Origin of the sequence: Geovibrio ferrireducens, from assembly GCF_026226615.1 — a bacterium.
In the GTDB taxonomy this organism is placed as follows: domain Bacteria; phylum Chrysiogenota; class Deferribacteres; order Deferribacterales; family Geovibrionaceae; genus Geovibrio; species Geovibrio ferrireducens.
The window spans coordinates 96,303-121,265 of the sequence record NZ_JAJAPB010000002.1 but is presented as its reverse complement, the minus strand read 5'-3'; the positions used below and the strand labels follow the sequence as shown (position 1 = coordinate 121,265).

Sequence of the window (24,963 nt, the reverse complement as noted above, 5' to 3'; positions counted from 1 at the left end):
TTGTTCGGGAGATAATATGTGCAGCCGTCTTTCAGTCTTTAAGAAAGTAGCAATAGCCAGTGACCACGGCGGATTTGAACTTAAAGAACAGTTAAAAAATTACATATTAAAATACGGTGTGGATGTTCTAGATTTAGGAACAGATAACGAAGCCTCCGTTGACTACCCCGACTTCGGCGCAAAGGCCGGCATAGCCGTTGCGGACGGCGAAGCGGACGGAGCCATAGTGATATGCGGCTCCGGCATAGGCATTTCAATTTCAGCAAACAAAATACCCGGCATAAGGGCTGCCCTCTGCTGGGACACATACACGGCAAAAATGTCCAGAATGCACAATGACTCAAATGTTCTTGCCCTCGGCGGCAGAATAATCACCTTTGAACGTGCTGTGGACATGGTTGATTTATGGCTCACCACACCCTTTGACGGCGGAAGACACCAGAAGCGCATAGACAAGCTTGATGCTCTTGCTGCTGAAAGATGGCGGAAATATTTATCTGAGGAAAAATAACATGCTCAAAAAGTCGGGAAAAGGCTTCATCAGAGGGTTTTTTCTTACGGGAACAGGGTATTGAGGCCTAACTGGGATCAGTACTTCATTGAAATCACGAATATAGCCAAACAGCGCTCCACTTGTCTGAGACGGCAGGTCGGAGCACTCCTTGTTAAAGATAACCATATACTTGCCACCGGATATAACGGAGTCCCTGCGGGGGTGACCCACTGCGAGGCTGTCGGGTGTCTGCGGCAGAAACTCAATGTGCCCTCCGGACAGAGGCATGAGCTTTGTAGAGGGCTCCATGCCGAACAGAACGCAATACTTCAGGCTGCTTACCACGGTGTGCCCATCAAGGGCGCCACTCTCTACTGCAACACCAAACCCTGCTCAATCTGCACCAAAATGATCATAAATGCCGGCATAGTACGCATAGTTTACGAACTCTATTACGAGGACGCTCTTGCGGACGAGATTCTGGCGGAAACCAATATAATAGTTGAACAATTTAATAAAGGGTAGGCTCATGCCGTTTTTTGGATTCAGAGGAGGCGTTCACCCTGACTACAATAAGGGTGCGACGTCGGGCAAACCAATTGAGGTTATGCCCGTGAAAGAGGGTGCGCTGTACGGGGTTCCCCTCGCGCAGCACATAGGGGCTCCGGCAAAGGCGCTGGTGGCTAAAAATCAGGAAGTGAAGGCGGGAGAGCTGATAGGACAGGCCGCAGGCTTTATCAGTGCGAATATCCATGCTCCCGTTTCAGGAAAGGTTGTGGCTTTGCAGGATCTGCCTCATCCCGTCACAGGGAAGACGGCAGGGGTTATAATCGAGGCCTCAGGGGATCAGAATGAAATCCTCCCGGCGGAAGCTGCGGAGAAGTTTCAGGATGCCGTGCTGAGGGCAGGGATAGTCGGCCTCGGCGGGGCGACATTCCCCACAAACGTGAAGCTCAGCCCGCCCAAGAAGGTGGATACGCTGCTGCTTAACGGCGCTGAGTGCGAGCCTTACCTCACCTGTGACCACAGGCTTATGCTTGAGAAAACGGAAGAGATAATCAAAGGCGCGGACATAATCCGCAAAGCGCTCAATATCGAAAATCTTATCATAGGCATAGAAGAGAACAAGCCCGATGCGCTTGCCGCTTTCGGCAAGTTCGTTTCGGCATATAAGTTTGAGCTTATCCCCCTTGAGGTGAAATACCCGCAGGGCGGCGAGAAGCAGCTTATAAAAGCCTGTCTCAACAGGACAGTTCCCGAAGGCATGCTCCCCCTTGAGGTGGGTGTAATTGTACATAACGTGGGAACCTGTCTTGCCGTTTTTGAGGCGGTTGCAAACAGAAAACCCCTTATAGAGAGAGTGGTTACGGTAACCGGAGCCGTGAAGGAGCCCAAGAACCTCCTTGTGCGCATCGGTACACCCGTCAAGGATATTATAGAATACTGCGGCGGCTTTCTGGGCGAACCCCGCAAGGTGGTTATGGGCGGGCCTATGATGGGTTTTGCACTTTCCACCCTTGATGTACCCATGATGAAGGGAACAAGCGGCATTCTGGTTTTCCGCAGTGAAGACCTGCCGGATTTAAGACAGTGCAACTGCATACGCTGCGGCCGCTGTGTGGATGTCTGCCCCATGGGGCTCATTCCTTCCGTTATGGACAGGTTTGTCATCAGAGAGATGTATGAATCCCTTGCTGACTGGCATGTGATGAACTGCATCGAATGCGGCTGCTGTTCATACGACTGTCCGTCCAGACGCAACCTTGCGGGCGGATTCAAAACATCCAAGCGTGAGGTTATGAAGGTGCTTAAGGCACGGGAGGCACAGAAAAATGGCTGACAATAAATTTCTGGTTTCCTTTTCCCCCCATACAAGAGACCCGCTGACAACCGACAAGGTTATGATGCTGGTGGTGCTGGCGCTTGTGCCCAGCATACTTGTTTCCTTTTATGTATACGGCTTTTACGCGGTTAAAACCTACGCTCTGACGGTTATATTCTGTCTGGGGCTTGAGGCTCTTTTCCTTAAAATACGCAAACTCCCCGTCACAGTGAGGGACAACAGCGCACTGGTCACGGCAATTTTGCTTGCCATGAACATGCCCCCCTCGCCGCCTTGGTGGCTTGTGCTTGCGGGCAGCTTTGTGGCGATAGTTATCTCCAAGCAGGTTTTCGGCGGACTGGGGCAGAACCCGTTCAACCCGGCGCTTGTGGGCAGGGTCTTCCTGCTTATCGCATGGCCTGCTGAGATGACCTCATGGATTGAGGCCTCCACACTGAAAAGCGGTTTTATGTTCGATGCCGTAAGCACTGCCACTCCTCTGGGGCAGATAAAATCCGAGATCATAAGCAGCGGGCACATAGTCTCCACCGGAATGGCGGATGTTACGGATCTTTTCCTCGGAACAGTCAGCGGCTGTCTCGGCGGCGATTCCGCAATTGCTGTTCTCATAGGCGGGCTTTTCCTCATCTGGAAGCGCATAATAAAATGGCATATACCTTTTACATATCTGGCAACTGTTTTTGTACTCACAGGGCTTTACTGGCTCATATCCCCTGAGAAAACGCTCAACCCAGTTCAGCACCTTCTGGCGGGCGGGCTTATGCTCGGCGCTTTCTTCATGGCCACTGATTACGTAACCTGCCCCATGACCATTAAGGGTCAGGTGCTTTTCGGCTTCGGCTGCGGGCTTCTCACTGTTGTGATAAGGCTTTTCGGCGGTTATCCGGAGGGTGTGGCGTTCTCAATCCTTATCATGAACGCTGTAACGCCCCTCATAGATAACTACATGCGTCCCGCAAGCTTCGGCGAGGTGAAGTCATGAACCGTAACTCAGTTATGATGGTTGTGGTGCTCACTGTAATCGCAGGGATTTCCGCTCTCATACTCGCCTTTGTCTATGATTTCACAAAGGACCGCATAGCGGAGGAATACAGGAAAGACTTCCTCAAGGGGCTTACTGTTGTTCTGCCTGAGTTTGACAATGAGCCTGACAAAGAGGCAGTGGAAGTGGACGGCAGAATGCTTTATCCGGCTAAAATGGGCGGTGAGCTTCTGGCATACGCAGTGCAGAGTGTTTCGCCCAAGGGCTACAGCGGCGACATAGTCGTGCTGATGGGTGTGGATCTTGAAGGCAAGGTCACGGGCATTGAGATCCTGAAACATGCTGAAACCCCCGGACTCGGCAACAAGATAGAGTTTCCGGAGTTCAGGGACAGCTTTAAGGGACTCAGTAAAAATGATAACATCGCCGTTAAGAAAGACGGCGGCAACATAGAGCAGTTCAGCGGGGCGACTATTTCACCGCGCGCTGTCTGCGAAGCTGTTACGGCGGGACTCGCCTTTATGGACAAAGCGCTTGCGGAGGTGAAAAAATGAGACTTTCCAGCCTTACAGACGGCATATTTAAGAACAACGCCGTTCTCAAACAGGTTCTGGGGCTTTGTCCTGCCCTCGCGGTGACAACCTCCGCTGTGAACGGAATAGCCATGGGGCTTGCCACAACGGCAGTCCTTATCGGTTCAAACTCGGTTGTTTCGATGATAAAAAGCGTTATCCCCGCTAAGGTGCGTATTCCGGCTTTCATCGTTATCATCGCCAGCTTTGTTACGGTGGTTGATCTGATGATGAACGCCTTTGTGCATGACCTTCATAAGGTTCTGGGGCTTTTCATTCCTTTGATAGTTGTTAACTGCGTGGTTCTGGGCAGGGCGGAAAGCTTCGCCTCCAAAAACGGCGTGGGCGATTCCTTCCTTGATGCTGTGGGAACCGGACTGGGCTTTACTTTTGCCCTGTTTCTCCTCGGTGCGGTGAGAGAGGTTCTCGGCAACGGCTCCTTCTTCGGTCTCGGTCTGTTCCCCGAAGGGTTCAGCCCGGCGATACTGATGATTCTGCCTCCGGGCGCATTCATCGTTCTCGGCTTCATACTGGCCGGAAACAACTGGATAGAGGAAAGAAAGCGCGCGAAAGCGGGCAGGGCGGTGACAAATGGCTGAGCTTGCTCTGGTATTTGTCGGGGCGGTACTGGTTAACAACTTCGTTCTCAGCCGCTTCCTCGGAATATGCCCGTTCTTCGGCGTTTCAAGGCAGGTAGACACTGCAATAGGCATGAGCCTTGCCGTTACCTTCGTAATGGCAGTGGCAGGTGTGATAACATGGATTATACAGTACACAGTGCTGGATAAATTCGGCATAGGCTACCTCCAGACAATAGTTTTCATACTGGTGATCGCATCTCTGGTGCAGTTCGTTGAGATGGTTATAGAGAAGACTTCGCCTGATCTCTACAAGAGCCTCGGCATCTTCCTCCCGCTCATCACAACTAACTGCGCAATTCTCGGTGCTGCGATCATTAACATACAGTCAGGCTTCGGCTTTGTGACAATGCTTGTGTTCACCATCGGCTCCGCTCTGGGGTTCGGGCTTGCTCTTGTGCTTTTCGCCGGACTCAGGGAGAGAACAGAGCTCTCAGACATTCCGTACCTGTTCAAAGGAGTGCCCATAGCCTTCATAACGGCGGGAATCCTTGCGCTTGCCTTCATGGGCTTCAGCGGACTGGTTAAGTAGGTGAAGATATGACATCAGCAATACTGACAATGCTTTCGACCGGATTTGTTGCCGGTTTCGGGCTTATGATAGCTTCAAAGAAGTTCCACGTTGAAAAAGACCCCCGCATTGAGCAGGTGGTTAACCTGCTCCCCGCGGCAAACTGCGGCGGCTGCGGATTTCCCGGCTGCGGCGCTTTGGCTGAATCCATAGTTAAGGGCAAGTCCGCCCCGAACTCCTGCCCGGTTCTCGGCGCTGAAAGTGCTGCGGAGATAGCCGCCCTTCTGGGGATTGAGCTTGGCTCAAGTGTGCGGAAGGTCGCCAGAGTCCGCTGCAAAGGCGGCCGGGCGGAAGCTCCTGAAAAATATGATTACTACGGCCCCCGTGACTGTCACAGTGTAAATCTGCTTTCGGGCGGAAACAAACTCTGCTCATACGGATGTCTGGGTGAGGGAAGCTGTGTTAAGGCCTGCGGGTTTGATGCCATGTATATGGACGAAAACCGTCTGCCGGTTATAGTAGAGGAAAAATGCACCTCCTGCGGTATGTGTGTAAAGGCATGCCCCAGAAGCATAATAACCATTATCGAGCAGGACAAGCCGTTTGTAGTTACCTGCATGTCAAAAGACAAGGGCGGGGACGTTAAAAAAGCCTGTTCTGTGGGCTGCATAGGCTGTAAACTCTGCGTTAAAAACTGCCCTGTGACTGCTATCCAGGTGGAGAACTTCCTTGCCGTGATAGACCCTGACATCTGCATAAACTGCGGAAAGTGTGAGGAAGTCTGCCCCACGAAGGCGATAAAAAAGTTTTAAACCGCTTTGAGACTGCTTCACTTCGTTCGCAGTGACAGTAAACTTATGCGGCGTTGCTCTGATCGGAAGCGAAGATTCTCACGAACATGTCTGATAAGAGATTCTTCACTGCGTTCAGAATGACAGAAAAAAGAAACTATCGTTTGCAATCAGCCTCAAGCCGCCTTCCGGCGGCTTTTTCATTTTTTTCCTCAAGTATCGGCTGTTTTTTTCGATGATCCTCTTAGCTCTTTACGGATATGCACGGAGGCGGCCGTTATATATGACTGAATATTTAGACAGGGAACTCATTCTGGAAAACAAGATTGCGCTTCTGAACAGGCTCAGTAATTTTTATAAGGTCAGCAGTCTTTTTTTCAATCTCAGGAGCGATATGATTATCACCGCGAATGAGCAGTACGCAGAGGATTCCTCCGGCGGTACGGGCGGAACCATGGGCAGAATCCTTGCCGAAAGAATAAAACGCATTATTGAAAATACAAACCTTTTAGAGAGCGCAGTTGAGGACGGCTCCGAAAACTCCAGAAAAAAGAATGAGTTAAAGAAAAAACTGATTCGCCTCACTATGGAAAAAGAGTAAAAAAGTACCTTGACGTAACCCCTTCCGCTGACCTATCATAAGTCGTTTTAACCATCGTTATTTAACCTTTTTTTCGGAGGAACGGGGATGAAAAAAATCCTTCTGCTTGCTCTTGCTTTGTTCATTTTCGGATGCGGGGCAAAAACCAATGTTGAGAAAGTCAACTATTCAAAAAACTTTTCCCCGTCGATTATGAGCAGGGTTGCCGTGCTTGATTTTACGGTTGTTAACGGTCTGAGGTATGACTCATCAAACATAGCTGACAGGTTCACTGCGGAGCTTGTGGGCTCCGAGCTTTTCACCGTTGTGGACAGAAAAGATGTGGACAAGGTTATGAAAGAGGTGGGTTACCAGTTTAAAAATTCCGAGATAGGCACTCTGGATGATAAAACAGTCCAGAAACTCCAGCAGATCGGAGCCGACACTCTCCTCACAGGAAAGCTTATATCATTTAATCAGGACTTTAAGGGGCGGGAAAGGGTGTACTCCGAAGCCCACCTCACCGCAAAGCTCATCAGAATAGAAACAGGCGAGGTGGTCTGGTCGGCGGAGATTCTGAAAAGCTCCAAACCGGACAAGATCCGCAAGGAAGCCGCCCATCCGGAGGAGCTTCTTTCCGACATAATAAAAACCATGTGCGTACCGCTGAAAACAGAGAATAAATTCAGACGTATTATTAAGATGTAGGTGATTATGTGAAACCGGAGATTATTACAGCGCTGGACTACAGCGATATTAAACCAGTTAAAGAGATAGTCAGAAGGATAGGCAGCGCCGTAAGCTGGTATAAGGTAGGGCTGGAGCTTTTTGTTTCACACGGGCAGGAAGCGCTTGAGTTTCTTAAGAGTGAGAACAAAAACATCTTCCTTGATCTCAAGTTTCATGACATCCCGAATACCGTTGCAGGTGCGATGCACTCCTCCCTGAAATACGGCGTGGATATGGTGAATGTGCATGCGCAGGGCGGAGTTGAGATGATGAAAACCGCCGCTGATTCCATGAGAGAGGAATGTGCCAGGAGAGGCGTGAAGGCTCCTCTTGTGATCGCTGTAACTCTCCTGACCAGTCTGGATGAAAAATACCTCGAAAAATACAATATAGGTTTCAGCAGTTCCGCTGATTATGTTCTGCATCTGGCAAAAACAGTGCAGGAAGCGGGGCTTGACGGAGTTGTCTCCTCCGCAAGGGAAACCGGAATAATAAAAACAGCTCTGGGGGCAGATTTCATAACTGTCACACCGGGTATAAGACCTCTTGATTCTTCTGCGGACGATCAGAAAAGGGTGGTAACCCCTGCTGATGCGAAAAAACTAGGTACAGACTATATTGTGGTCGGCAGACCCATAACCAAAGCGGAAGATCCGTATCTTGCCGCAGTCAGAATAAGTGAGGAAATGAGATAATGACAAACGAACAGATTCTGGAAGTATTCAACAAGCACAACGCACTCCTTGAAGGGCATTTTCTGCTCTCCTCCGGCCTCCACAGCGACAAGTATCTCCAGTGCGCGCTGATCATGCAGTATCCGGCAATAGCCGAAAGACTCATTAACGATCTCGTGCTCCAGACCTATCATCTGGAATTTACCACGGTGGTAAGCCCCGCCATAGGCGGCATACGCTTCGGTTATGAATTTGCCAGACAGCTCAGGAAGCGTTCTCTTTTCACTGAAAGGGTGGATGATGTCGTGCAGTTCCGCAGGGGATTCGTCATGAAGCCGAATGAAAAGGTTGTTATAGCAGAAGATGTTGTAACCACAGGTAAATCCACAAAAGAATGCATGAAGGCTGTCCGTGATGCCGGCGGGGATATTCAGGCTGTTGTGAGCCTTGTTGACAGAAGCAGCGGCGAAGCCCAGTTTGATGTTCCGTTCATTTCGCTTCTCCAGATAGATGTTCATACATACGACCCTGCGGACTGTCCCCTGTGCAGACAGGGAACTCCTGCCATAAAACCCGGCAGCAGGAACTTCAAGGCTTAAATTTTTTTAAAAACAAACCGATATATTAAGGAGGAGGCTCTTCCCCCTCCTTAATATTTTTAATTTACAAATAAATCGTATAGACTAATATAAATCATACCAGTTTCGTTTTAAATAGACGGTGACGTATCAGTGGAAAAATATACAAATGTTGACAAATTTCTGATAATAAATCAGAAAATTATTCTGGACGTAAAGTTTGGGGAGTATCCCGGCGTGTTTGACTCCCGCATTGAGGATATTAAGAATAAAAGTATATATATAACCATGCCCAGCCAAAAAGGTTTTCCTGTGCCTTTGGCAGTCGGGGTCAGTGTAAATGTTTCATACGTCGGCGACGGCGGCCGTTTCAGCTTTCAGTCCAAGGTGCTGTCAAGGCTTAAGGAACAGATCCCCATGCTTGAGTTAGAGAAACCCTCGGTTGTTTTCAGGAAGGAACTGCGAGAGTTTTTCAGGATAAACACAGGAGCCAAGGTGAAAATCCTCGCTTCATATGAGGATGGCAGGGGCAATCCCGTTGATGATGTATTTGATGCTTACGTGCAGGATATATCAGGAGGCGGAATGAGGGTTACTGCCGGATACAGGCTTGAACACGGGCAGGAAGTTGAGATATACTTCGGTGATATGGTTCCTGAACTTAAATCTGCAAGAGCAGCTGTAATGCGCAGTGTGGCTCATGAGGACCAGAGATATGAGGCCGGGCTTAAGTTCCTCGGAATGAACACTGTTGACAGAGATAAAGTAATTAAATATGTTTTTAAAAGACAGCTCGAACTGAGAAAACTCATAGGCTAGGTGCTAATAATGGCGTTCAGCAGAGAAATTAAGGATTTTAGCGGAAAAACGGTGGAAGTGTTGTACCCTCTCCACGAAATTGACTCTTATAACGGGGAGGAAATGAAAACCTTCATCATCGAACATGATTCGTATGATGCCGTTATAGTCAATTTTTCCAGAGTAAACTACCTTAACAGTTCAGGGCTGCGTGAGCTGATTCAGATATTAAAATTTCTGAAAGAAAGGGGAAAGCTTCTTTTCCTCACCAACCTAAGCGAAGAGATTAATAAAATTTTCGACAGTACCAACCTGCACAGACTTTTCAGCATCCATCCCACGGACGAAACAGCAGGTACTATTCTGGAAGGCTGATGCCGCAAATCAATACTGACTTAATAATGCTGGACTCTATGTCCAAAGAGACGATGCGCGAATATTTCGCGGAGATCGGCTTTGAAAAATTCCGTGCCGATCAGATTTTCGACTGGATTCATAATAAGCGTGTGCTCGATTTTGAGCAGATGACGAACCTCTCAAAAAAGCTCCGTGAAAAACTCACAGCCGAATGCGGGTTCACTCAGTTTGAGGTGATAAAAGAGCAGCGCTCCATGCAGGACGACTCCATGAAGCTCCTCTTCCGCCTTAGTGACGGAAACATGATTGAGGCTGTAACCCTGCGCGATTTTGACCGTGCCACAGGCTGTATATCCACTCAGGTTGGCTGCCGCATGGGGTGTGTCTTCTGCTCCACGGCGAAGATGGGCTTCATCCGCAACCTCACTGTGGGGGAAATACTCCTTCAGGTACGCACCATGGACAACATGCTCCGTGCTGAGGGGCGCAGGCTGACCAACCTTGTTTTCATGGGGATGGGCGAACCGCTGGACAACCTTGAAAACCTTCTGCCTGCGATTACTGTTCTGCTGGATGATAACGGCTACGGCTTTTCATACCGCAGGATAACAGTGTCCACCTCCGGTCTCACCGATAAGCTGCCGAAGCTTTTCGAGCTTGATAAGCCTGTGAATCTTGCCGTTTCCATCAATGCGCCTACTCAGGCGAAGAGGGAGAAGATAATGCCCATTTCCAGAAAGTTCCCTCTGGATGAGCTTATGCGTGTGGTGAGGTCACTTCCTGTCAGCAAGCACAAAATGATAATGATAGAGTATGTTCTTCTCAAAGGGTTTAATGACTCCGAGGAGGATGCCAGAGCCTTTGCAAAGCTTATCAGAGGCATGCCTGTAAAGGTAAACCTCATCGCATACAACAACTCCAAGGACGGTGAGTTCAGAAGCTCCGGGGAAAAAGAAACTTTAAAATTCCAGCAATATCTGATACAAGAGAGGATCGGTACTTTTATCAGAAAGAGCCTCGGAAGCGACATTGACGGAGCCTGCGGGCAGCTTTACGCCAAAACGGCAAAGGAAAAAGGTGATGACAATGGCTGAACTCAAAGCGGGTGATCCCGCCCCGGATTTTTCTCTGGAAGGTGATGACGGCAGGTCTTATTCACTCTCTGATTTCAGCGGAGAAAAAATCGTTCTCTATTTCTACCCCAAGGACAACACTCCGGGCTGCACAACGGAAGCCCGCGAATTTACCGCGCTTGCTAAGGAATACGCCGAAGAAGGCTACAGGATAATCGGTGTCAGTCCGGACAGCGCAGCCAGCCACAAGAAATTCAAGGAAAAATATGAGCTTGAGATTCTGCTCCTCTCCGATCCGGATAAAGCGTGCGCCGGGGCTTTCGGCGCATACGGTGAAAAGAAGAACTACGGTGTGAAATATATGGGTATAATCCGTTCCACCTTCGTCATAGATACTGACGGAACAGTGCTTAAGGCGTTTAAAAACGTCAGGGCAAAAGGGCACGCGGAAAAAGTGCTGTGTGAACTGAGATGAAAGAGACAGGCGCTTTTGAAACCAAGCTGAAAAGGCTTGAGGAAATAGTGGAAAAGCTTGAGAACTCTGAGCTTGATATAGAAACCACGCTGGCTCTCTTTCAGGAAGGGATGCAGCTTGGCAGGGAATCGCGCAAAATGCTTGATGAAATAGAGATAAAGGTCAACAAGGTTCTCAGCGCTGACAGCGAAGGGAACATCCGCACGGAGCCCGCCGATGAATGATTTCAACCTGAAAGGCTATGTTGGCTTCTGGGCGGAGCGTGTTGAAAAATTTTTCGAAAGCTATATGGTTCCCGCTGATATTCATGCGTCAGGACTTCTGAAATCCATGAACTACAGCCTGTCCGCAGGGGGCAAGCGTATGCGCCCCGCGGTGATATTTTCATCCTTCGGCATATTCGACAACTATTTTGATAAAGTAACCCCGTACGCCGCTGCTGTTGAGGTTCTGCATACCTACTCCCTCATTCATGACGATCTTCCCGCTATGGATAATGACGATTTCCGCAGGGGCAAGCCCACTAACCATAAGGTTTTCGGTGAGGCTACGGCAATTCTTGCCGGAGATGCGCTGCTTACCAAGGCGTTTGAGATAATGCTGAATAAAGAGATCAATCCCGATATTGAAGCCCCGCTTATGGCGGAAGCAGCCTTTAAACTGGCACTAGCCGCGGGTGACAAGGGGATGGTGGGCGGCCAGTTTGCCGATATGCAGGCAGAAAGAACAGACCCGGAGGCTGAAACCGTGGACTATATCCACATGCACAAAACAGCAAGCCTCATTGCCTACTGCGCAGAGCTTGGCGCTATACTCGGCTACGGGGAAGATATAGACAAAGCGAACATGAAAGCCTACGGCAGGAAAATAGGGCTGGCCTTTCAGGTGGTGGACGATGTGCTTGATGTCACCTCCACGTCCGAGGAACTGGGCAAATCCATAGGCAAGGACGAGGCAGAGGGCAAGGCGACATACGCTGCCCTTTACGGGGTTGAAAGGTCGATGAAAATCGCCTCCGAACTCACAGCGGAGGCAATAGCCATAGTAGAGCCTTACGGCAAGGCTGCAAGGCCGTGCATAGAGATAGCCAAGTACGTACTGGAGCGTAAGAACTAGATGGGGACAATCGAAAAACTGAAGCTTCCGGATGATATAAAAAAGCTTGATTATCAGCAGGCTGAAATACTCGCCGCCGAAACAAGGGAGATAATAATCGGCACTGTTTCAAAAAACGGCGGTCATCTGGCTCCCAGCCTCGGTGTTGTGGAGCTTACAATAAGCCTTCTGCGCAATTTCACCCCCCTGTACGACCGCATAGTGTGGGATGTGGGGCATCAGTCCTACGCTTATAAGATCCTTACCGACAGGAAGGACAGATTCCACACCCTGCGCACGTTCAAGGGTATATCAGGCTTCATCAAACCCTCCGAGAGTTCATTCGATGCTTTCGGGGTAGGGCACACCAGCACATCAATCTCCGCCGGTCTCGGTATGACAGTTGCTGATTCGATACTGGGGCGGGACAGAAAAGTCGTTGCCGTCATAGGTGACGGAGCCATGACTGCTGGTATGGCGTTTGAGGCGCTCAATAACCTCGGTCATCTTGACAAGCGGATGATAGTTGTCCTGAACGATAATGAAATGTCCATAAGCAGCAATGTGGGCGCTTTCTCCCATTACCTTTCAAACCTTATGACAGGCAAAATGTACACCCGTTTCAGAAAGGATGTGCAGAGCCTGCTGGAAAAACGCCCCCTCGGTCCCAGACTTCTGAAAATAGCCAAGAAGATGGAGGAGGGGATAGTCGGCCTTTTCACACCCGGAATCCTCTTTGAGGAACTGGGGCTCAGATACATAGGCCCGGTGAACGGACACAAGGTGGCAGATCTGGACAAAGCGTTTCAGAACGCCATGCTTCAGGACGGGCCGGTGATAATCCATGTCTCCACCAAAAAAGGGCAGGGGTACGGGCACGCCGAGAAAGATCCGTCCAGATTTCACGGTGTTTCATCGTTTGATGTCAGTACAGGCTGTTCCTCCAAGCTGGGCAGCGCCGAATCATACACTGATGTCTTCGGAAAGGTTCTTGCCGAAATGGGCGTTAAAAATAAAGAAATAGCCGCGATAAGTGCCGCCATGAAGGACGGCACGGGGCTGTGCGAGTTTGAACAGAAATGCCCCGACAGGTTCTTTGATGTGGGCATAGCGGAGCAGCATGCGGTGACATTTGCCGCGGGGCTTGCCATAAGCGGAATACGCCCGTATGTTGCCATATATTCCACCTTCTTCCAGCGCGCTTTTGATCAGATAATTCATGATGTGGCAGTGCAGAACCTTCCCGTTGTTTTCTGTGTGGACAGAGGCGGGCTTGTGGGTGCTGACGGCCCGACGCACCACGGTGTGTTTGACATATCTTATTTCCGCATGATACCGAACATCTCCATCATGCTCCCTAAGGACAGCTATGAGCTTGAGACCATGCTTAAAATGACAATGGCGCTCAAAGGCCCCTCAGCGGTGAGATACGCCAGAGGCGAGGCTCACCATTATCCCGAACTGCCCGTTTCATCTGTTGAATACGGCAGACCGGAAGTGATAGAAGCGGAAGGGGAGATAGCAATAGTCTCAGTCGGACATATTTTTGAGGAATCGTACAAGCTCTGGAAAAACCTGAAAGAGGAGTACGGGCAGGTATCACTCATAAACCTCCGCTTTCTCAGGCCTCTGGATCAGGAATACCTGTGCGGCGTCATAGGCTCGAAAAAGCTTGTGGTAACTGTGGAGGAGGGTTCCGTCAAAGGCGGAGCAGGGGAAGAGGTTCAGTCTGTCCTTATGGACGGCGGAAGCAGGGCGAGGGTTGTCCGCTTCGGCATACCTGATATATTCATAGAGCACGGCTCAGTGAAGGAACTCAGACAGATCTGCGGCTTAACCGCTGAGCAGATGTTTGAGAAAGTGAAATCCGTTTACGGCGGATTATGAAAAAGGAACGCCTCGATCTGCTTTTGGTGGAGTACGGGCTGGCGGAATCGCAGGAGCATGCAAAACGCCTGATAATGGCGGGGCTCGCAGTCGCAGACGATCACAGGATCGATAAGCCCGGTCAGATGATAAGCCGCGATGCCGTGCTGAGGCTGAAGGAAACCCTGCCGTATGTCAGCCGGGGCGGTTTGAAGCTTGAGAAGGCGGTAAGCGCCTTCGGACTTGATTTTAAGAATAAAACAGTTCTGGATATAGGCGCCTCCACCGGCGGTTTCACGGATCTTGCTCTCCAGAAGGGGGCAAAGAAGGTGTTCGCTGTTGATGTGGGCACAAACCAGCTCCATGAAAAGCTTAAGAAAGACAGCCGTGTCATAAACCTTGAGCAGACCAACTTCCGCACAATTCCGTTTGAAACCATAGGCGAAAAGGCTGATATAATCGTTTCCGATGTATCATTTATCTCCCTTTCAATGATTATTCCCTCCTGCGTACAGTTCTGCCGCGAAGGCACTGAGGCTGTGCTCCTCATTAAGCCCCAGTTTGAGGCGGAAAGGGGTGAAATAGGCCGAAACGGAATAGTATCAGATACATCCGTGCATGTCCGTGTTATAGAATCCGTGATAAGGGCTGCGGAGGAATCATCATTATTCTTCCGCGGGCTTGTCCAGTCCCCGATACGCGGAGCAAAAGGAAATCTTGAATATCCTGCGTATTTTGTATACAATTGCCCGTCAGACTTCGTTGGACTTACGGAGATTATCAAACGGGTAGCGGATGAAAACTATATCTATTATAGCAAAGCCTCACGGGGAGAAAGTCAGACAGACTCTTGAAAAAGTATGCGCTTTCCTTGCCGAAAAAGGTGTCTGCATCCTCTTTGAGGAGAAAGCCGCCGCAGTAATGGGTGCTGAGCCCGCAGACCATGATGAAATCAGAGAAAAATCAGACCTTGTTGTAGTCCTCGGCGGGGACGGAACCCTTATATCCGCCGCACGCCTTCTGGGCAGCAAAGAAACGCCTGTGCTTGGGGTGAACCTCGGCAGACTAGGCTTTCTTACCGAAACAAGGGTGGACGAAGCTGTCGCGGCTCTTGATGATTTCCTGAACGATAATTACAGGCTGGAAAAGAGGATGAAGCTCCACTGCCACATCGAGGAGGAGGGGCGGAAGACTCTTGAGATAGAAGTTCTCAACGATGTGGTTCTCAATAAATCTGACCTTGCCCGAATAATAGAGATGGAAGTCTACATAAACGGAGATTTCGTGAACCGCTACAGGGCGGACGGGCTGATTATCTCCACCCCCACAGGCTCCACAGCGTATAATCTTGCAGCCGGAGGGCCCATTGTTCACCCTGAGACGGAGACAATAATCATATCCCCCATTTGCCCCCATGCACTCACCAACAGGCCGATAGTTATAAGCGACAACAGCAACATAACCATAAAACTCAGAAGCAGGGACGAAAATGTGTCCATCACCTATGACGGTCAGGTGTGGCGTTCCATAGACCCGACAATGACCATATCCGTAAAAAAAGCTCAATCTCCCACCGTTCTGGTGGTTCCGAAAAATAAAAACTACTACTCCCTTCTAAGGGAAAAACTCGGCTGGGGCGATTCCTGATGCTTAATATGCTTCGTGTTGAAAATCTTTCTGTTATTGAGTCCGCCACGGTTGAGTTCGGGGAAGGACTGAACATCATCACCGGGGAAACCGGAGCGGGCAAATCTGTGTTTATAGGTGCTTTAAAGCTTCTGCTGGGTGAACGCTTCGCCAGAACCCTTCTTCGTGATGAGGAGAAAAAGCTTGTGGTGGAAGGGCTTTTCAGCGGTGATTTCTCTCACCTTACAGGTGACACCAGAGAGCAGTTCGAAATTGAGGACGAAGTCATAATCCGCAGAGAGATAGACAGCGCAGGGAAAAACCGTGTTTATCTCAATGGAAAACTGGCAACGGTTGTTCAGCTTAAGGAAGTTGCGGAAGGGTTCGCCGATATACACGGGCAGCATGAGCACCAGAGGCTCCTTAACCCTGCCTGCCATATAGAGTTTCTGGATGCCGCTGTGGAGCAGAAGCCGAAAGACGCTTATCTTGCGGCATACGGTAAATATCTGGAAAAAAAGAAAAAGTTTGAAAATATCAAGTCTGACATAGCAAAAACACTGAAAGAAAAGGATATTCTGGAATTTCAGCTTAACGAGATAGAATCAATGCGTATCGACCCCGGTACGGATGAAGGGCTTGAGGAAAAGATAAAGATGCTCTCCCATATGGAGAAGATACGCGAAGCGGCGGCAACTTCCCTGAACTATCTGAAAGACGGCGAAATAAACGCCTCGGAGCTGATAGGAAACGCCTCCTCCCTTATGTCCTCTGTTGCGGATTACGGTGCGGAGCTGGCTTCCGCCGCGGACAGCCTTGCCGATGTGGGATATAAGATAGCGGATGTGACCGCATTTCTGGAAAAGATGCTGGATATGCAGGAGCTTGACCCCGAAGAGCTTAACAGGCTCATGGACAGGAAGTTCCGTTTAGCTAACCTGATGAAGAAATACGGCGGTACGCTGGATGAGGTAATACGCCACGGGCAGGTTATAAAAGAGCGGCTGGACAACCTTTTTCTGGACGAGGACTCAATGTCTAGAATGGAAAAGGAGGTCACCGCGCTTCACTCAGAGGCACAGAAAAAGGCGGATGAACTCAACTCTGCCAGAAAAAAGGCTGCCGAAAAACTTTCTGCTGAAATTATTAAAAATTTAAGTGAACTGGAACTCAAAAACTCGGTCTTTAAACTTGAGTTTTTTCCTCAGGACGAACTTGACGAACTGGGCGGTGTACGCACAGAGTTTTATATATCCACAAACCCCGGCTTTCCTCCGGCTCCTCTGGCAAGAGTGGCCTCAGGCGGGGAAATTTCAAGGGTTATGCTTTCGCTTAAGGATGTTTTTGCCGAGTCTGACCGTGTAGGCACATTGGTGTTTGACGAAATAGATACCGGCATAAGCGGAAAAACGGCGAAGCAGGTGGCAAAAAAACTGGGCAGCATAGCCCGCGGCAAGCAGGTTATAGTTATCACTCACCTTCCTGTTGTAGCGGCAGAGGGGAACAGACACTTCCACATTTCAAAAGGTACAGACGGCGACAAGGCCAGAACCGATGTGAAAGCGCTCTGTGATGATGAAAGGGAAGAGGTTCTCGCGCTGATGATAGCGGGAGAAAAAACCCCTTCCTCCCTTGAGCAGGCGAAAGAACTTCTGACAGGCAGGGGTGGCAATGCTTAGCGCGTTTGTTAATTTTGTTCTGGATGCCGTTCACGGCATGGGCTATTGGGGGATAGTTTTCCTCATGGCTCTTGAAAGCTCGTTTGTTCCTTTTCCCAGCGAGGTTGTGGTTCCCCCGGCGGGGTATCTGGCGGCGCAGGGGAAGATGAACATATATTTTGTTGTGCTCTCCGGCGTGGCGGGGAGCGTGATAGGGGCACTGGTAAATTACTTTATTGCCGTTTACATGGGCAGAGGGCTTCTTAAAAAGTACGGCAGGTATCTTTTTCTTAACGAGGAAAAGTTTGCTAAGGTTGATGGCTTTTTCCTGAAACACGGAGAGGTCACAACTTTTACCGGAAGGCTCATCCCTGTGATAAGACAGTACATTTCATTTCCGGCAGGACTCGCCGGGATGAATATCCCTAAGTTCTGTTTTTACACAGGTCTGGGCGCGGGAATCTGGGTTGTCGTGCTTGCGTGGGTGGGATTTTTCATCGGAAACAATCCTGAGCTAATGCACAGTAAATTAAAGACGATAAGTATTTTACTGCTTGTTTTTGTAGCCGTTATTATTGTGTGCTACTTTTATTTTCAAAAAAAGAGAAAGAAGGCTGTGTGATGATGAAAAAATTTGTATTTTCCGTGCTTACCGCCGTGCTTATTTTTACGGCTCAGGTTTCCCATGCTTCCCCTTATATTGAAAGGACTGTGAAATTCGGCGAAACTCTGTACTCGATCCTTGGGGGGATTTTCGATTCTGCGCAGGTTGTGGAAATCGTAAAAGAAATTAAAAGCCAATTGCCCGATTTTACTCTGAAAGCGGGAGCCACTCTTCTTACCGATGAAAACTCGGTGCTTTTTAAACTCAGTATGGATAAAGAGCTTCGTGTAGAGAAAGACGGCGACGGTTTCAGGGTTGAAGCGGTAAAATATCCCGTGGAAACTGTAACAGCCTATGTTTCCGGCACTATTGAAAGCAGCCTCTACAACGCCATAACCTCAACCGGGGAGGACTTCTCTCTGGCTATGAAAATGGCAGAGATCTACGAATGGGAGATCGACTTCTTCAAAGACATACGCCACGGTGACAGCTTCACCCTCCTTGTGGACAAACGCTTCATCAAGGGTGAGTTCGCAGGCTACGGAAGAGTTCACGCGGCTGATTTCTTCAACAACGGCCGTCACATCCGCGCACTCTACTATGAAAACGGCAAGACAAGGGGCTACTTCACCCCCGAAGGCAACGCTCTTAAAAAAGGATTCCTCAAGGCTCCGCTTAAATTCGGCAGGGTTTCATCAACATTCAGCTACAACAGGCTCCACCCTGTGCTTAACAAAGTCAGACCCCACCTCGGAGTGGATTACGCCGCGCCCGTGGGCACACCCATATACGCCACTGCTGACGGTTACGTGAGCAAGAGAGGCTACGGAAAATATAACGGCAACTACATCGGTCTCCGTCACACTAACGACTACCACACTCTTTTCCTCCACCTTTCCAGATTCGCAAACGGCATGAATGTAGGCAAGTATGTCAGGCAGGGTGAGGTCATCGGCTATGTCGGCAGTACAGGCATATCCACCGGTCCCCATGTCGACTACCGTCTGAGAAAAGGGAACACGTACATAAACCCGCTGACGTTCAAGGCTCCAGCGCCGAAACTTCCGAAGGCAGAAGTCGCGGAGTTTCAGGACACAACAAAATACTACGCCTCCAGACTGGATGAGGTGCTTGTAAAAGCGGCTTACGCCTCCAAAACTGTTCCTACTATGTAAAGCTAAGCGCCCTTTGCATAAATCTTCCCCTGCCCTCCTTTGCTAAAGGAGGGTATTCTGCTTTTAATCACAGTAACTTCCCCCTTTGATAAAGGGGGATTGAGGGGGATTTTATATGTATGAACAAGTCAGTTGCTGTTTTTGTAATCAGCCTGGCGCCCTCCCTCAGGAGGGCGTTTTTGTATCTAGATTTTCAGTTTGAATTTTCTGCCGAAAAGGCTGGCGGTTATTGAGTTGGAGTAGATTCCGAGTTTCTTGCGCAGCCAGATGAGCGGTCTTCTTCCTTTGACTTTTATTCTTTTTATATACCGTACATCCGTATTACGGGCGTTTGAGCCTCTGTCAAAGGTGAATGCTCCTTTATACCCTGTTTCCTCAAGAATGCTCAGCGAAAGCTTATCATACTGACCGCAGGGCCAGCTGAAAAATCCGCAGGGACGTGCGAGAAGGTATTCAAGCTCCTTTTTGCTCTCCTCAAGCTCGAATCGGCACAGCTTTGCCCTCTCGTCCATGCCCCTCAGAACGGGTGAGCCGTCTTTGATTACGTAGCCGTTGTAAGCAAGGGCGGAGCCTATGTCATATACCTTATCACCTTTATGCAATTTGCCGCATATGCTGTGAAAGCACCAATGCTGCTTGTCAGGGAAGATGCCGTTCTGGCTGGCTGAACTGAAAATCATAGGGTGTGTGACAGAGCCGCTGTAAACCTCATGCCCCAGTCCGTGGACTGTTTCATAAACCTCCTGCCTGCTCATGAAGCCGGAAAAGTCTTTGTTGCAGAGCGCCTGTTCAAAAGCCTGATCTCTGTCCGGCAGTGTTTGGTTTTCGTGCTGCGGTCTTCTGGGCGTGTCATGAAGAAAGCCAGTTATGCAGAAAAAAACCGCCTTAAAGCCGAATTCATCCAGAACGGGCATGGCGTTTACCCAGTTGTCAAAAAGGCAGCCGTCAAAGGTGATTACAACAGGTCTGCGGGGCAAATCCCCGTCACCGAGCATAAACTCATGGAGCCTGACTGCGGAAACAGGGGTGTACCCGCCGCGCGCCAGAACCCTCATCTGCCTTCTGAAGTCTTCTTTTGTGATGTCGCTTTTATCTGAAATACTTGTATAACTTAAAACAGGTACTGATTTAAAGGCGGAAAACATTCTTTATAAACCTCTCCAGCGCGGGCTTAACATCGTCCGCGGTCAGATTCTCCATGCAGGGTATCTCCCCGCTGATTGCACATACTGATTTGCCGCAGGGCTGGCAGTCCATCCCTTTGGTGATACAGGTGTGCTCTGGAGAGCTGAACACCCAGCTTGTATGGGAGGAACCGATAATGATGAATGTTGGTATCTTGAACGCCGTTGCTATGTGGTGCGGTGCAGAATCATTGCCTATATGGAGCTTTGCTCTTTTTATAAGTGCTGTAAACTCACCGAGTGAAAGCTGCGGCATAAGATAAACATTTTCAGGCATCACCGGTACATTGTCAGTTATATACCCTTTTTCGCCCGGACCATAGGTAAGAATCACCTTTGCATCATATTTTTCGGTGACAAAAGAGGCAATGTTCATGAAATGCTTAAGTTTCCACCTTCTGGTATCACGTTTATGGGTGGGGGACATGGTTACTATGAAGTCGCTGTCTTTGATTCCGAAGCTGCTGAGAACCTCTGCGGCTTTTTCATCTGCTGCTTCTGATGTGAAAAGTTCAGGGCGTGTGTTATGGGTTTCGGGTCTGAAATCACTGATAAACGGAGCTATGAGCGAAAGCTTGGTCTCTCCGGGGCTGCCTTCCAGTCTGGAGGCCAGAGTGTTGTAGAACCGCCTTCTTCTGCTTGTGGCGTAGCCCACTGTGTTTTTTGCCCCGCTGAAAAGGCTTATCAAAGCTGTGCGTGGATTGTTCATGAAGTCCAGCACTGCATCATATTTATTTTTCCGTATCTGTATGATGATTTTAATAAGGCCTTTCAGTCCGCTTTTTCTGTCAGTAGTTAAGATATTTCTGAGATAGGGGCTGTTTTCCAGAACAGGTTTGTTGGCTGTAAATGTGAGGAAATCTATTTCCGCATCAGGGTACGCGTTTTTTATTTCTCTTTGGATGTGCGTGGTAAGAACTACGTCTCCTGTCTGGTATAGCTGTATGAGAAGGAATTTCATTTTACACCGTGTTTTCAAGTATTTTGAAAGATAGCAGACTAAGCAGTCAGGGTCAATTTTTTAATCCGGACTGCAGACGGGATATTGTGCAGTTTCTGCTCATCTGTGCAGAATATTAACTGCGGATGAAAATCATGGTTTCGGGTTAGGTGCTGTTATATAAGATAATTTCTGTTTGGCACTTTGGGAACGGACTTTGCTTTATTAACTGTAAAAGCTCATTTAAGGAGGCATAAAATGAGAAAAACAGTTATAGCAATGGCGGCAATTCTTACGATAGCATTCGCCGGATCAGCATACGCGCGTATGGGCGGCGGTATGGGCTACGCACAGTGTGTTCAGGCTGGCGGACAGTATCAGGGCATGAATTATCAGGGCGGTCAGTTTAAAGGCAGAAAAATGATGGCTCAGGCTAATGTTCAGAGAGGGCCGAAGGCAGTTACTCAGTACACAGAGGCAGAAGCCGGGAAGATTATTAATGATTACGCTGCGGCTAATCTGAAAGGCTATCAGGTTGGCAAACTGGAAGGCTTCACAACCCCCAGAGGCTTCACAGTGTGGTCGGCTCCGGTTACTGATAAAAGCGGCAACAAAATGAGCCTTACATTGACCCCTAACGGTGTAATGCTTGGTCAGTATCCTTTTCAGCCTATGCAGGGCAGGGGAGGCGTACCGGCTGAATAGTTTATAAAAAAACGGCGGGCTCTTTCGAAGCCCGCCGCTCTCTGGAACTTAAGCGGTATAAATAATTTTTAGGGAATCGCCTTTTCAGGCGGTTTTTTGCTGTTTTGTGTGATTTTTAAGCTGTTCGGGGGTAAGCCCCAGTCCGTCACCCAGCCCGAACACATACCATTTAAGCTGTTCTTCGGTGAGATCGGAAGCCATTACAAATACTTCGCCTTCTTTTTCGCCTTTGAGAATTACATTGAAGTGAGATGATTTTCCTTCGACTTTCTTTTCAAGGAGAATGGACACATTGCGCTCTATAGCCTGATTTATATGTCCGAGAACGGCAAAAACATTGCTCAGGAATTCTTCGCTGGACTTCATAAGACCTCCTAGTCATAAAACGGGCATCCATGCCCTAAAACCACCTGATATAGTTATCGTCCGTATGAATGGATCTTAAAGTATTTTTTTGCTGAATTACAGCGAAATTGAGAAAAATATGAAAAAAAAGGCCGCAGCATGTCTTATACTGCGGCCTTGAGTCTGGATTACGGAAGATTCTTCGGTAATATATACTGCCTGCCTTAGCTGCAGTGCGAATAGCCGCAGGAGTAGCAAATATCGCAGCCTTCTACGTGTTCTATGGGGCTGCCGCATTCGGGGCAGGCGCCGTTTTTCACCTTATGCTCTTCCTCATGAACACTCACTGTTTCAAGGAGCTTGTCAACGCTGAGTTTTTCCTGCTTGCCCGTAACAGTTATCTCAAGTGCCGAGGCTTTGAGAGCAAGCTCAAGGGCTTTGCCCACAGCGTCGGAACAACTCAGCACAGTGTTCTGGCCGAAACCGTATTTCATGTGGCATGATATGCCTTTAAGCTGCTTGATGATCAGGTCAATATCGCCGCCGCTTCTGAGGTCGAGGGAGATAAGCCTTCCTATTGCCTCGCACTGGCTCTGTGCGCATCCGCCGGCTTTGCCCATGCTGGTGAAAACTTCGAATGGTTCGCCGTTTTCATCCTGATTTATAGTTACATAAAGTTTGCCGCAGCCGGTCATCATCTCTATAGTGCGTCCCACCAGCACAGAGGGTCTGGGTCTGGGTTTATTGGGAAGCTGCTGAGCAGCAACTGCTTCTTCCTTCTTCTCTTTTGTGCCAACGTTAAGAACCTGCCCCGTGCGGCTTCCGTCACGGTAGATTGTAGTTCCTTTGCAGCCGAGTTTGTATGAGAGGAGATAAGCGTTCCGTACATCATCCACTGTGGCTTCGTTGGAGAAGTTAACTGTTTTGCTCACTGCATTGTCAGTATATCTCTGGAATGCCGCCTGCATTTTGATATGCCAAAGGGGTGTTATTTCATGCGATGTTACAAACACTTTGCGCCATTTTGACGGAACCTGCTCAAGGTCATGCACATGCCCGGTATCGGCCACTTTCTCCATGAGGTCATCAGAGTAAAAGCCGTCTTTCTTGGCTATATCCTTGAAAACGGGGCATACTTCCGGCAGTTTGTTGTTATCCATAACAAACCTGTAGAAGGCTATGGCAAAATAGGGCTCGATTCCGCTGGAACATCCGGCGATGATCGATATTGTGCCTGTGGGGGCAATGGTGGTGACTGTGGCGTTGCGCATGTTTTTAAAGCCCATGGCAGGGTACACGCTGTCGTTGAAAGTGGGGAAGTTTCCTCTTTCTTTAGCGAGTTCTGCGGAGGCTTCCCTTGCCTTGTCACGGATGAATTTCATTATTTTTTCAGCAAAGTCTATTGCCTCGTCACTGTTGTAGGGGATTTCAAGCATGGCAAGCATATCCGCCCAGCCCATGATGCCGAGACCGATTTTGCGGTTTCTTTTTGTCTGGTTTTCGATCTGAACTATGGGGTACTTGTTCATTTCGATTACGTTGTCAAGGAATCTGACGGCAGTTTTCACTGTTTCTTCAAGGGCTTTCCAGTCCGCCTTGCCGTCTTCCACAAACCTGCCAAGGTTTATTGAACCGAGATTGCATGATTCATAAGGGAGAAGAGGCTGCTCGCCGCAGGGGTTTGTGCTCTCTATTTCACCCTCTTTCGGGGTGGGGTTTTCGGCGTTTATTCTGTCAAGGAATATGATTCCCGGATCTCCGCCTTCCCACGCAAGCTGAACCATCTGATCGAAGACTTCTTTCGCGTTGAGGGAGCCTGCTTTCTTTTTGGTTTTGGGGTTTATAAGGTCAAAATTGCCGCTTGACTCAAGGGCGTTCATAAAGGCTTCTGTTGCGCCGACAGAGATGTTGAAGTTAGTGAGCTTTGTTTTGTCCTGCTTGGCGTAGATAAAGTCCATAATATCAGGGTGATCCACACGGAGGATCCCCATGTTCGCGCCGCGTCTTGTTCCGCCCTGTTTGATGGTTTCCGTGGCTGCGTCAAAAACGCTCATGAACGATACTGGGCCGCTGGATACGCCTTTGGTGGTTTTTACCACATCGTCTTTCGGTCTGAGGCGGCTGAAGGAAAAACCTGTTCCTCCGCCGGATTTATGAATAAGAGCGGTGTTCTTAACCGCATCGAAAATGCCTTCGAGCGTGTCATCCACAGGAAGAACAAAGCATGCGGAAAGCTGCTGAAGCTCTCTTCCTGCGTTCATAAGAGTGGGAGAATTGGGAAGGAATTTGAGATCAATCATCTGATCGTAAAACTGAGCCGCTTTGGCGAGAACATCCGCCTTCTCGTCAAATTTTCTTTCGGCTTCCGCAATGTTCAGCGCCACACGCTGGAACATTTTTTTCGGCGTTTCCGTGGCATTACCGTTATTATCCCTCTTTAAATACCTCTTCTTAAGAACGGTAACAGCATTTGCCGAAAGTTTCGGTTCACGGGAGAGAACCTTTTCAATCTCCTCGGTGTTAAGCATACAACCTCCGCACCCGCAGCTGGAGAGGCAGCGGGTTAGCGTTTTTTTCAAATAATGACGCAAAAGCGTCTTGTACAAACAAATAACGCAGACCCGCAGATCCGCATTTTAATTAAAATATAGGGGAAAGTATTTTTCCCAAG

At 49.0% G+C, this 24,963-nt stretch carries 29 protein-coding genes; 25 read left to right on the top strand and 4 right to left on the bottom strand.

Annotation, left to right across the window (positions count from 1 at the left end):
• Positions 1-16: 16 nt before the first annotated feature.
• From rpiB to OSQ85_RS02465, 24 genes are all read left to right on the top strand, one after another.
• On the top strand, positions 17-511 hold the full coding sequence (gene rpiB, locus OSQ85_RS02580; RefSeq protein WP_265821109.1) for a ribose 5-phosphate isomerase B: 495 nt from the start codon (positions 17-19) through the stop codon (positions 509-511).
• Between the two features lie 60 nt (positions 512-571).
• The gene (locus tag OSQ85_RS02575) at positions 572-1,018 is read left to right on the top strand and encodes a deoxycytidylate deaminase (RefSeq protein WP_265821108.1); all 447 of its coding nucleotides are present in this window, start codon (positions 572-574) and stop codon (positions 1,016-1,018) included.
• A gap of 4 nt (positions 1,019-1,022) precedes the next feature.
• Positions 1,023-2,333, top strand: a complete 1,311-nt coding sequence (gene rsxC / locus OSQ85_RS02570; RefSeq protein ID WP_265821107.1) for an electron transport complex subunit RsxC — start codon at positions 1,023-1,025, stop codon at positions 2,331-2,333.
• Entirely contained in the window at positions 2,326-3,318 is a 993-nt protein-coding gene (locus OSQ85_RS02565) for an RnfABCDGE type electron transport complex subunit D (protein ID WP_265821106.1), read from the top strand. The genes rsxC and OSQ85_RS02565 overlap by 8 nt, the downstream gene beginning before the upstream one ends.
• Positions 3,315-3,872: an RnfABCDGE type electron transport complex subunit G gene (locus tag OSQ85_RS02560; RefSeq protein ID WP_265821105.1), complete on the top strand. Its 558-nt coding sequence runs from the start codon at positions 3,315-3,317 to the stop codon at positions 3,870-3,872. The genes OSQ85_RS02565 and OSQ85_RS02560 overlap by 4 nt, the downstream gene beginning before the upstream one ends.
• Positions 3,869-4,489 (top strand): electron transport complex subunit RsxE, encoded by a 621-nt coding sequence (gene rsxE / locus OSQ85_RS02555; protein WP_265821104.1) that lies wholly within the window; start codon positions 3,869-3,871, stop codon positions 4,487-4,489. The genes OSQ85_RS02560 and rsxE overlap by 4 nt, the downstream gene beginning before the upstream one ends.
• The gene (gene rsxA, locus OSQ85_RS02550; protein ID WP_265821103.1) at positions 4,482-5,060 is read left to right on the top strand and encodes an electron transport complex subunit RsxA; all 579 of its coding nucleotides are present in this window, start codon (positions 4,482-4,484) and stop codon (positions 5,058-5,060) included. The genes rsxE and rsxA overlap by 8 nt, the downstream gene beginning before the upstream one ends.
• Before the next feature lie 8 nt (positions 5,061-5,068).
• Positions 5,069-5,851, top strand: coding sequence for an RnfABCDGE type electron transport complex subunit B (locus OSQ85_RS02545; protein ID WP_265821102.1), 783 nt, complete (start codon positions 5,069-5,071; stop codon positions 5,849-5,851).
• A gap of 262 nt (positions 5,852-6,113) precedes the next feature.
• Positions 6,114-6,431 carry a hypothetical protein gene (locus OSQ85_RS02540; protein WP_265821101.1) on the top strand — a complete coding sequence of 106 codons (318 nt, stop codon included), beginning with the start codon at positions 6,114-6,116 and terminating at the stop codon, positions 6,429-6,431.
• Positions 6,432-6,518: 87 nt separating this feature from the next.
• Positions 6,519-7,118: a CsgG/HfaB family protein gene (locus OSQ85_RS02535; RefSeq protein ID WP_265821100.1), complete on the top strand. Its 600-nt coding sequence runs from the start codon at positions 6,519-6,521 to the stop codon at positions 7,116-7,118.
• A gap of 8 nt (positions 7,119-7,126) precedes the next feature.
• Positions 7,127-7,834: an orotidine-5'-phosphate decarboxylase gene (gene pyrF / locus OSQ85_RS02530; RefSeq protein ID WP_265821099.1), complete on the top strand. Its 708-nt coding sequence runs from the start codon at positions 7,127-7,129 to the stop codon at positions 7,832-7,834.
• On the top strand, positions 7,834-8,412 hold the full coding sequence (gene pyrE / locus OSQ85_RS02525; protein ID WP_265821098.1) for an orotate phosphoribosyltransferase: 579 nt from the start codon (positions 7,834-7,836) through the stop codon (positions 8,410-8,412). Before pyrF ends, pyrE begins: the two co-directional genes overlap by 1 nt.
• Positions 8,413-8,544: 132 nt before the next feature.
• Positions 8,545-9,210 carry a flagellar brake protein gene (locus OSQ85_RS02520; RefSeq protein WP_265821097.1) on the top strand — a complete coding sequence of 222 codons (666 nt, stop codon included), beginning with the start codon at positions 8,545-8,547 and terminating at the stop codon, positions 9,208-9,210.
• Between the two features lie 9 nt (positions 9,211-9,219).
• A complete protein-coding gene (locus OSQ85_RS02515) occupies positions 9,220-9,564 on the top strand; it encodes an STAS domain-containing protein (RefSeq protein ID WP_265821095.1) in 345 nt (114 codons plus the stop codon).
• Positions 9,564-10,640, top strand: a complete 1,077-nt coding sequence (gene rlmN / locus OSQ85_RS02510) for a 23S rRNA (adenine(2503)-C(2))-methyltransferase RlmN (protein ID WP_265821094.1) — start codon at positions 9,564-9,566, stop codon at positions 10,638-10,640. Before OSQ85_RS02515 ends, rlmN begins: the two co-directional genes overlap by 1 nt.
• The gene (gene bcp, locus OSQ85_RS02505) at positions 10,633-11,094 is read left to right on the top strand and encodes a thioredoxin-dependent thiol peroxidase (protein WP_265821093.1); all 462 of its coding nucleotides are present in this window, start codon (positions 10,633-10,635) and stop codon (positions 11,092-11,094) included. The genes rlmN and bcp overlap by 8 nt, the downstream gene beginning before the upstream one ends.
• Entirely contained in the window at positions 11,091-11,318 is a 228-nt protein-coding gene (xseB, locus tag OSQ85_RS02500) for an exodeoxyribonuclease VII small subunit (protein ID WP_265821092.1), read from the top strand. Before bcp ends, xseB begins: the two co-directional genes overlap by 4 nt.
• Positions 11,311-12,210, top strand: a complete 900-nt coding sequence (locus OSQ85_RS02495) for a polyprenyl synthetase family protein (protein WP_265821091.1) — start codon at positions 11,311-11,313, stop codon at positions 12,208-12,210. The genes xseB and OSQ85_RS02495 overlap by 8 nt, the downstream gene beginning before the upstream one ends.
• A complete protein-coding gene (gene dxs / locus OSQ85_RS02490; protein WP_265821090.1) occupies positions 12,211-14,076 on the top strand; it encodes a 1-deoxy-D-xylulose-5-phosphate synthase in 1,866 nt (621 codons plus the stop codon).
• Entirely contained in the window at positions 14,073-14,909 is an 837-nt protein-coding gene (locus tag OSQ85_RS02485; protein ID WP_265821089.1) for a TlyA family RNA methyltransferase, read from the top strand. Before dxs ends, OSQ85_RS02485 begins: the two co-directional genes overlap by 4 nt.
• Positions 14,851-15,702, top strand: coding sequence for an NAD(+)/NADH kinase (locus OSQ85_RS02480; protein WP_265821088.1), 852 nt, complete (start codon positions 14,851-14,853; stop codon positions 15,700-15,702). Before OSQ85_RS02485 ends, OSQ85_RS02480 begins: the two co-directional genes overlap by 59 nt.
• Positions 15,702-17,360, top strand: a complete 1,659-nt coding sequence (gene recN / locus OSQ85_RS02475; RefSeq protein WP_265821086.1) for a DNA repair protein RecN — start codon at positions 15,702-15,704, stop codon at positions 17,358-17,360. Before OSQ85_RS02480 ends, recN begins: the two co-directional genes overlap by 1 nt.
• The gene (locus OSQ85_RS02470; protein ID WP_265821085.1) at positions 17,353-17,961 is read left to right on the top strand and encodes a DedA family protein; all 609 of its coding nucleotides are present in this window, start codon (positions 17,353-17,355) and stop codon (positions 17,959-17,961) included. Before recN ends, OSQ85_RS02470 begins: the two co-directional genes overlap by 8 nt.
• Positions 17,961-19,118: a M23 family metallopeptidase gene (locus OSQ85_RS02465; RefSeq protein WP_265821084.1), complete on the top strand. Its 1,158-nt coding sequence runs from the start codon at positions 17,961-17,963 to the stop codon at positions 19,116-19,118. The genes OSQ85_RS02470 and OSQ85_RS02465 overlap by 1 nt, the downstream gene beginning before the upstream one ends.
• Positions 19,119-19,303: 185 nt before the next feature.
• Here the strand turns inward: OSQ85_RS02465 and OSQ85_RS02460 are convergent, their stop codons facing one another.
• Both OSQ85_RS02460 and OSQ85_RS02455 read right to left on the bottom strand, forming a co-directional pair.
• Positions 19,304-20,173, bottom strand: coding sequence for a polysaccharide deacetylase family protein (locus tag OSQ85_RS02460; RefSeq protein WP_265821083.1), 870 nt, complete (start codon positions 20,171-20,173; stop codon positions 19,304-19,306).
• 73 nt (positions 20,174-20,246) lie between these two features.
• Positions 20,247-21,263 carry a glycosyltransferase family 9 protein gene (locus tag OSQ85_RS02455; RefSeq protein ID WP_265821082.1) on the bottom strand — a complete coding sequence of 339 codons (1,017 nt, stop codon included), beginning with the start codon at positions 21,261-21,263 and terminating at the stop codon, positions 20,247-20,249.
• Between the two features lie 237 nt (positions 21,264-21,500).
• On the opposite strand from OSQ85_RS02455, the gene OSQ85_RS02450 reads away from it, so the two are divergent.
• Complete coding sequence (locus OSQ85_RS02450; protein WP_265821081.1) at positions 21,501-21,947, top strand: hypothetical protein; 447 nt, start codon at positions 21,501-21,503, stop codon at positions 21,945-21,947.
• An 84-nt stretch (positions 21,948-22,031) separates the two neighbouring features.
• Here OSQ85_RS02450 and OSQ85_RS02445 read toward each other — a convergent pair whose 3' ends face one another.
• Together OSQ85_RS02445 and OSQ85_RS02440 are read right to left on the bottom strand one after the other, a co-directional pair.
• Positions 22,032-22,313 carry a hypothetical protein gene (locus OSQ85_RS02445; protein WP_265821079.1) on the bottom strand — a complete coding sequence of 94 codons (282 nt, stop codon included), beginning with the start codon at positions 22,311-22,313 and terminating at the stop codon, positions 22,032-22,034.
• A 203-nt stretch (positions 22,314-22,516) separates the two neighbouring features.
• Positions 22,517-24,820, bottom strand: a complete 2,304-nt coding sequence (locus OSQ85_RS02440) for a vitamin B12-dependent ribonucleotide reductase (RefSeq protein WP_265821078.1) — start codon at positions 24,818-24,820, stop codon at positions 22,517-22,519.
• Positions 24,821-24,963 lie beyond the last annotated feature (143 nt).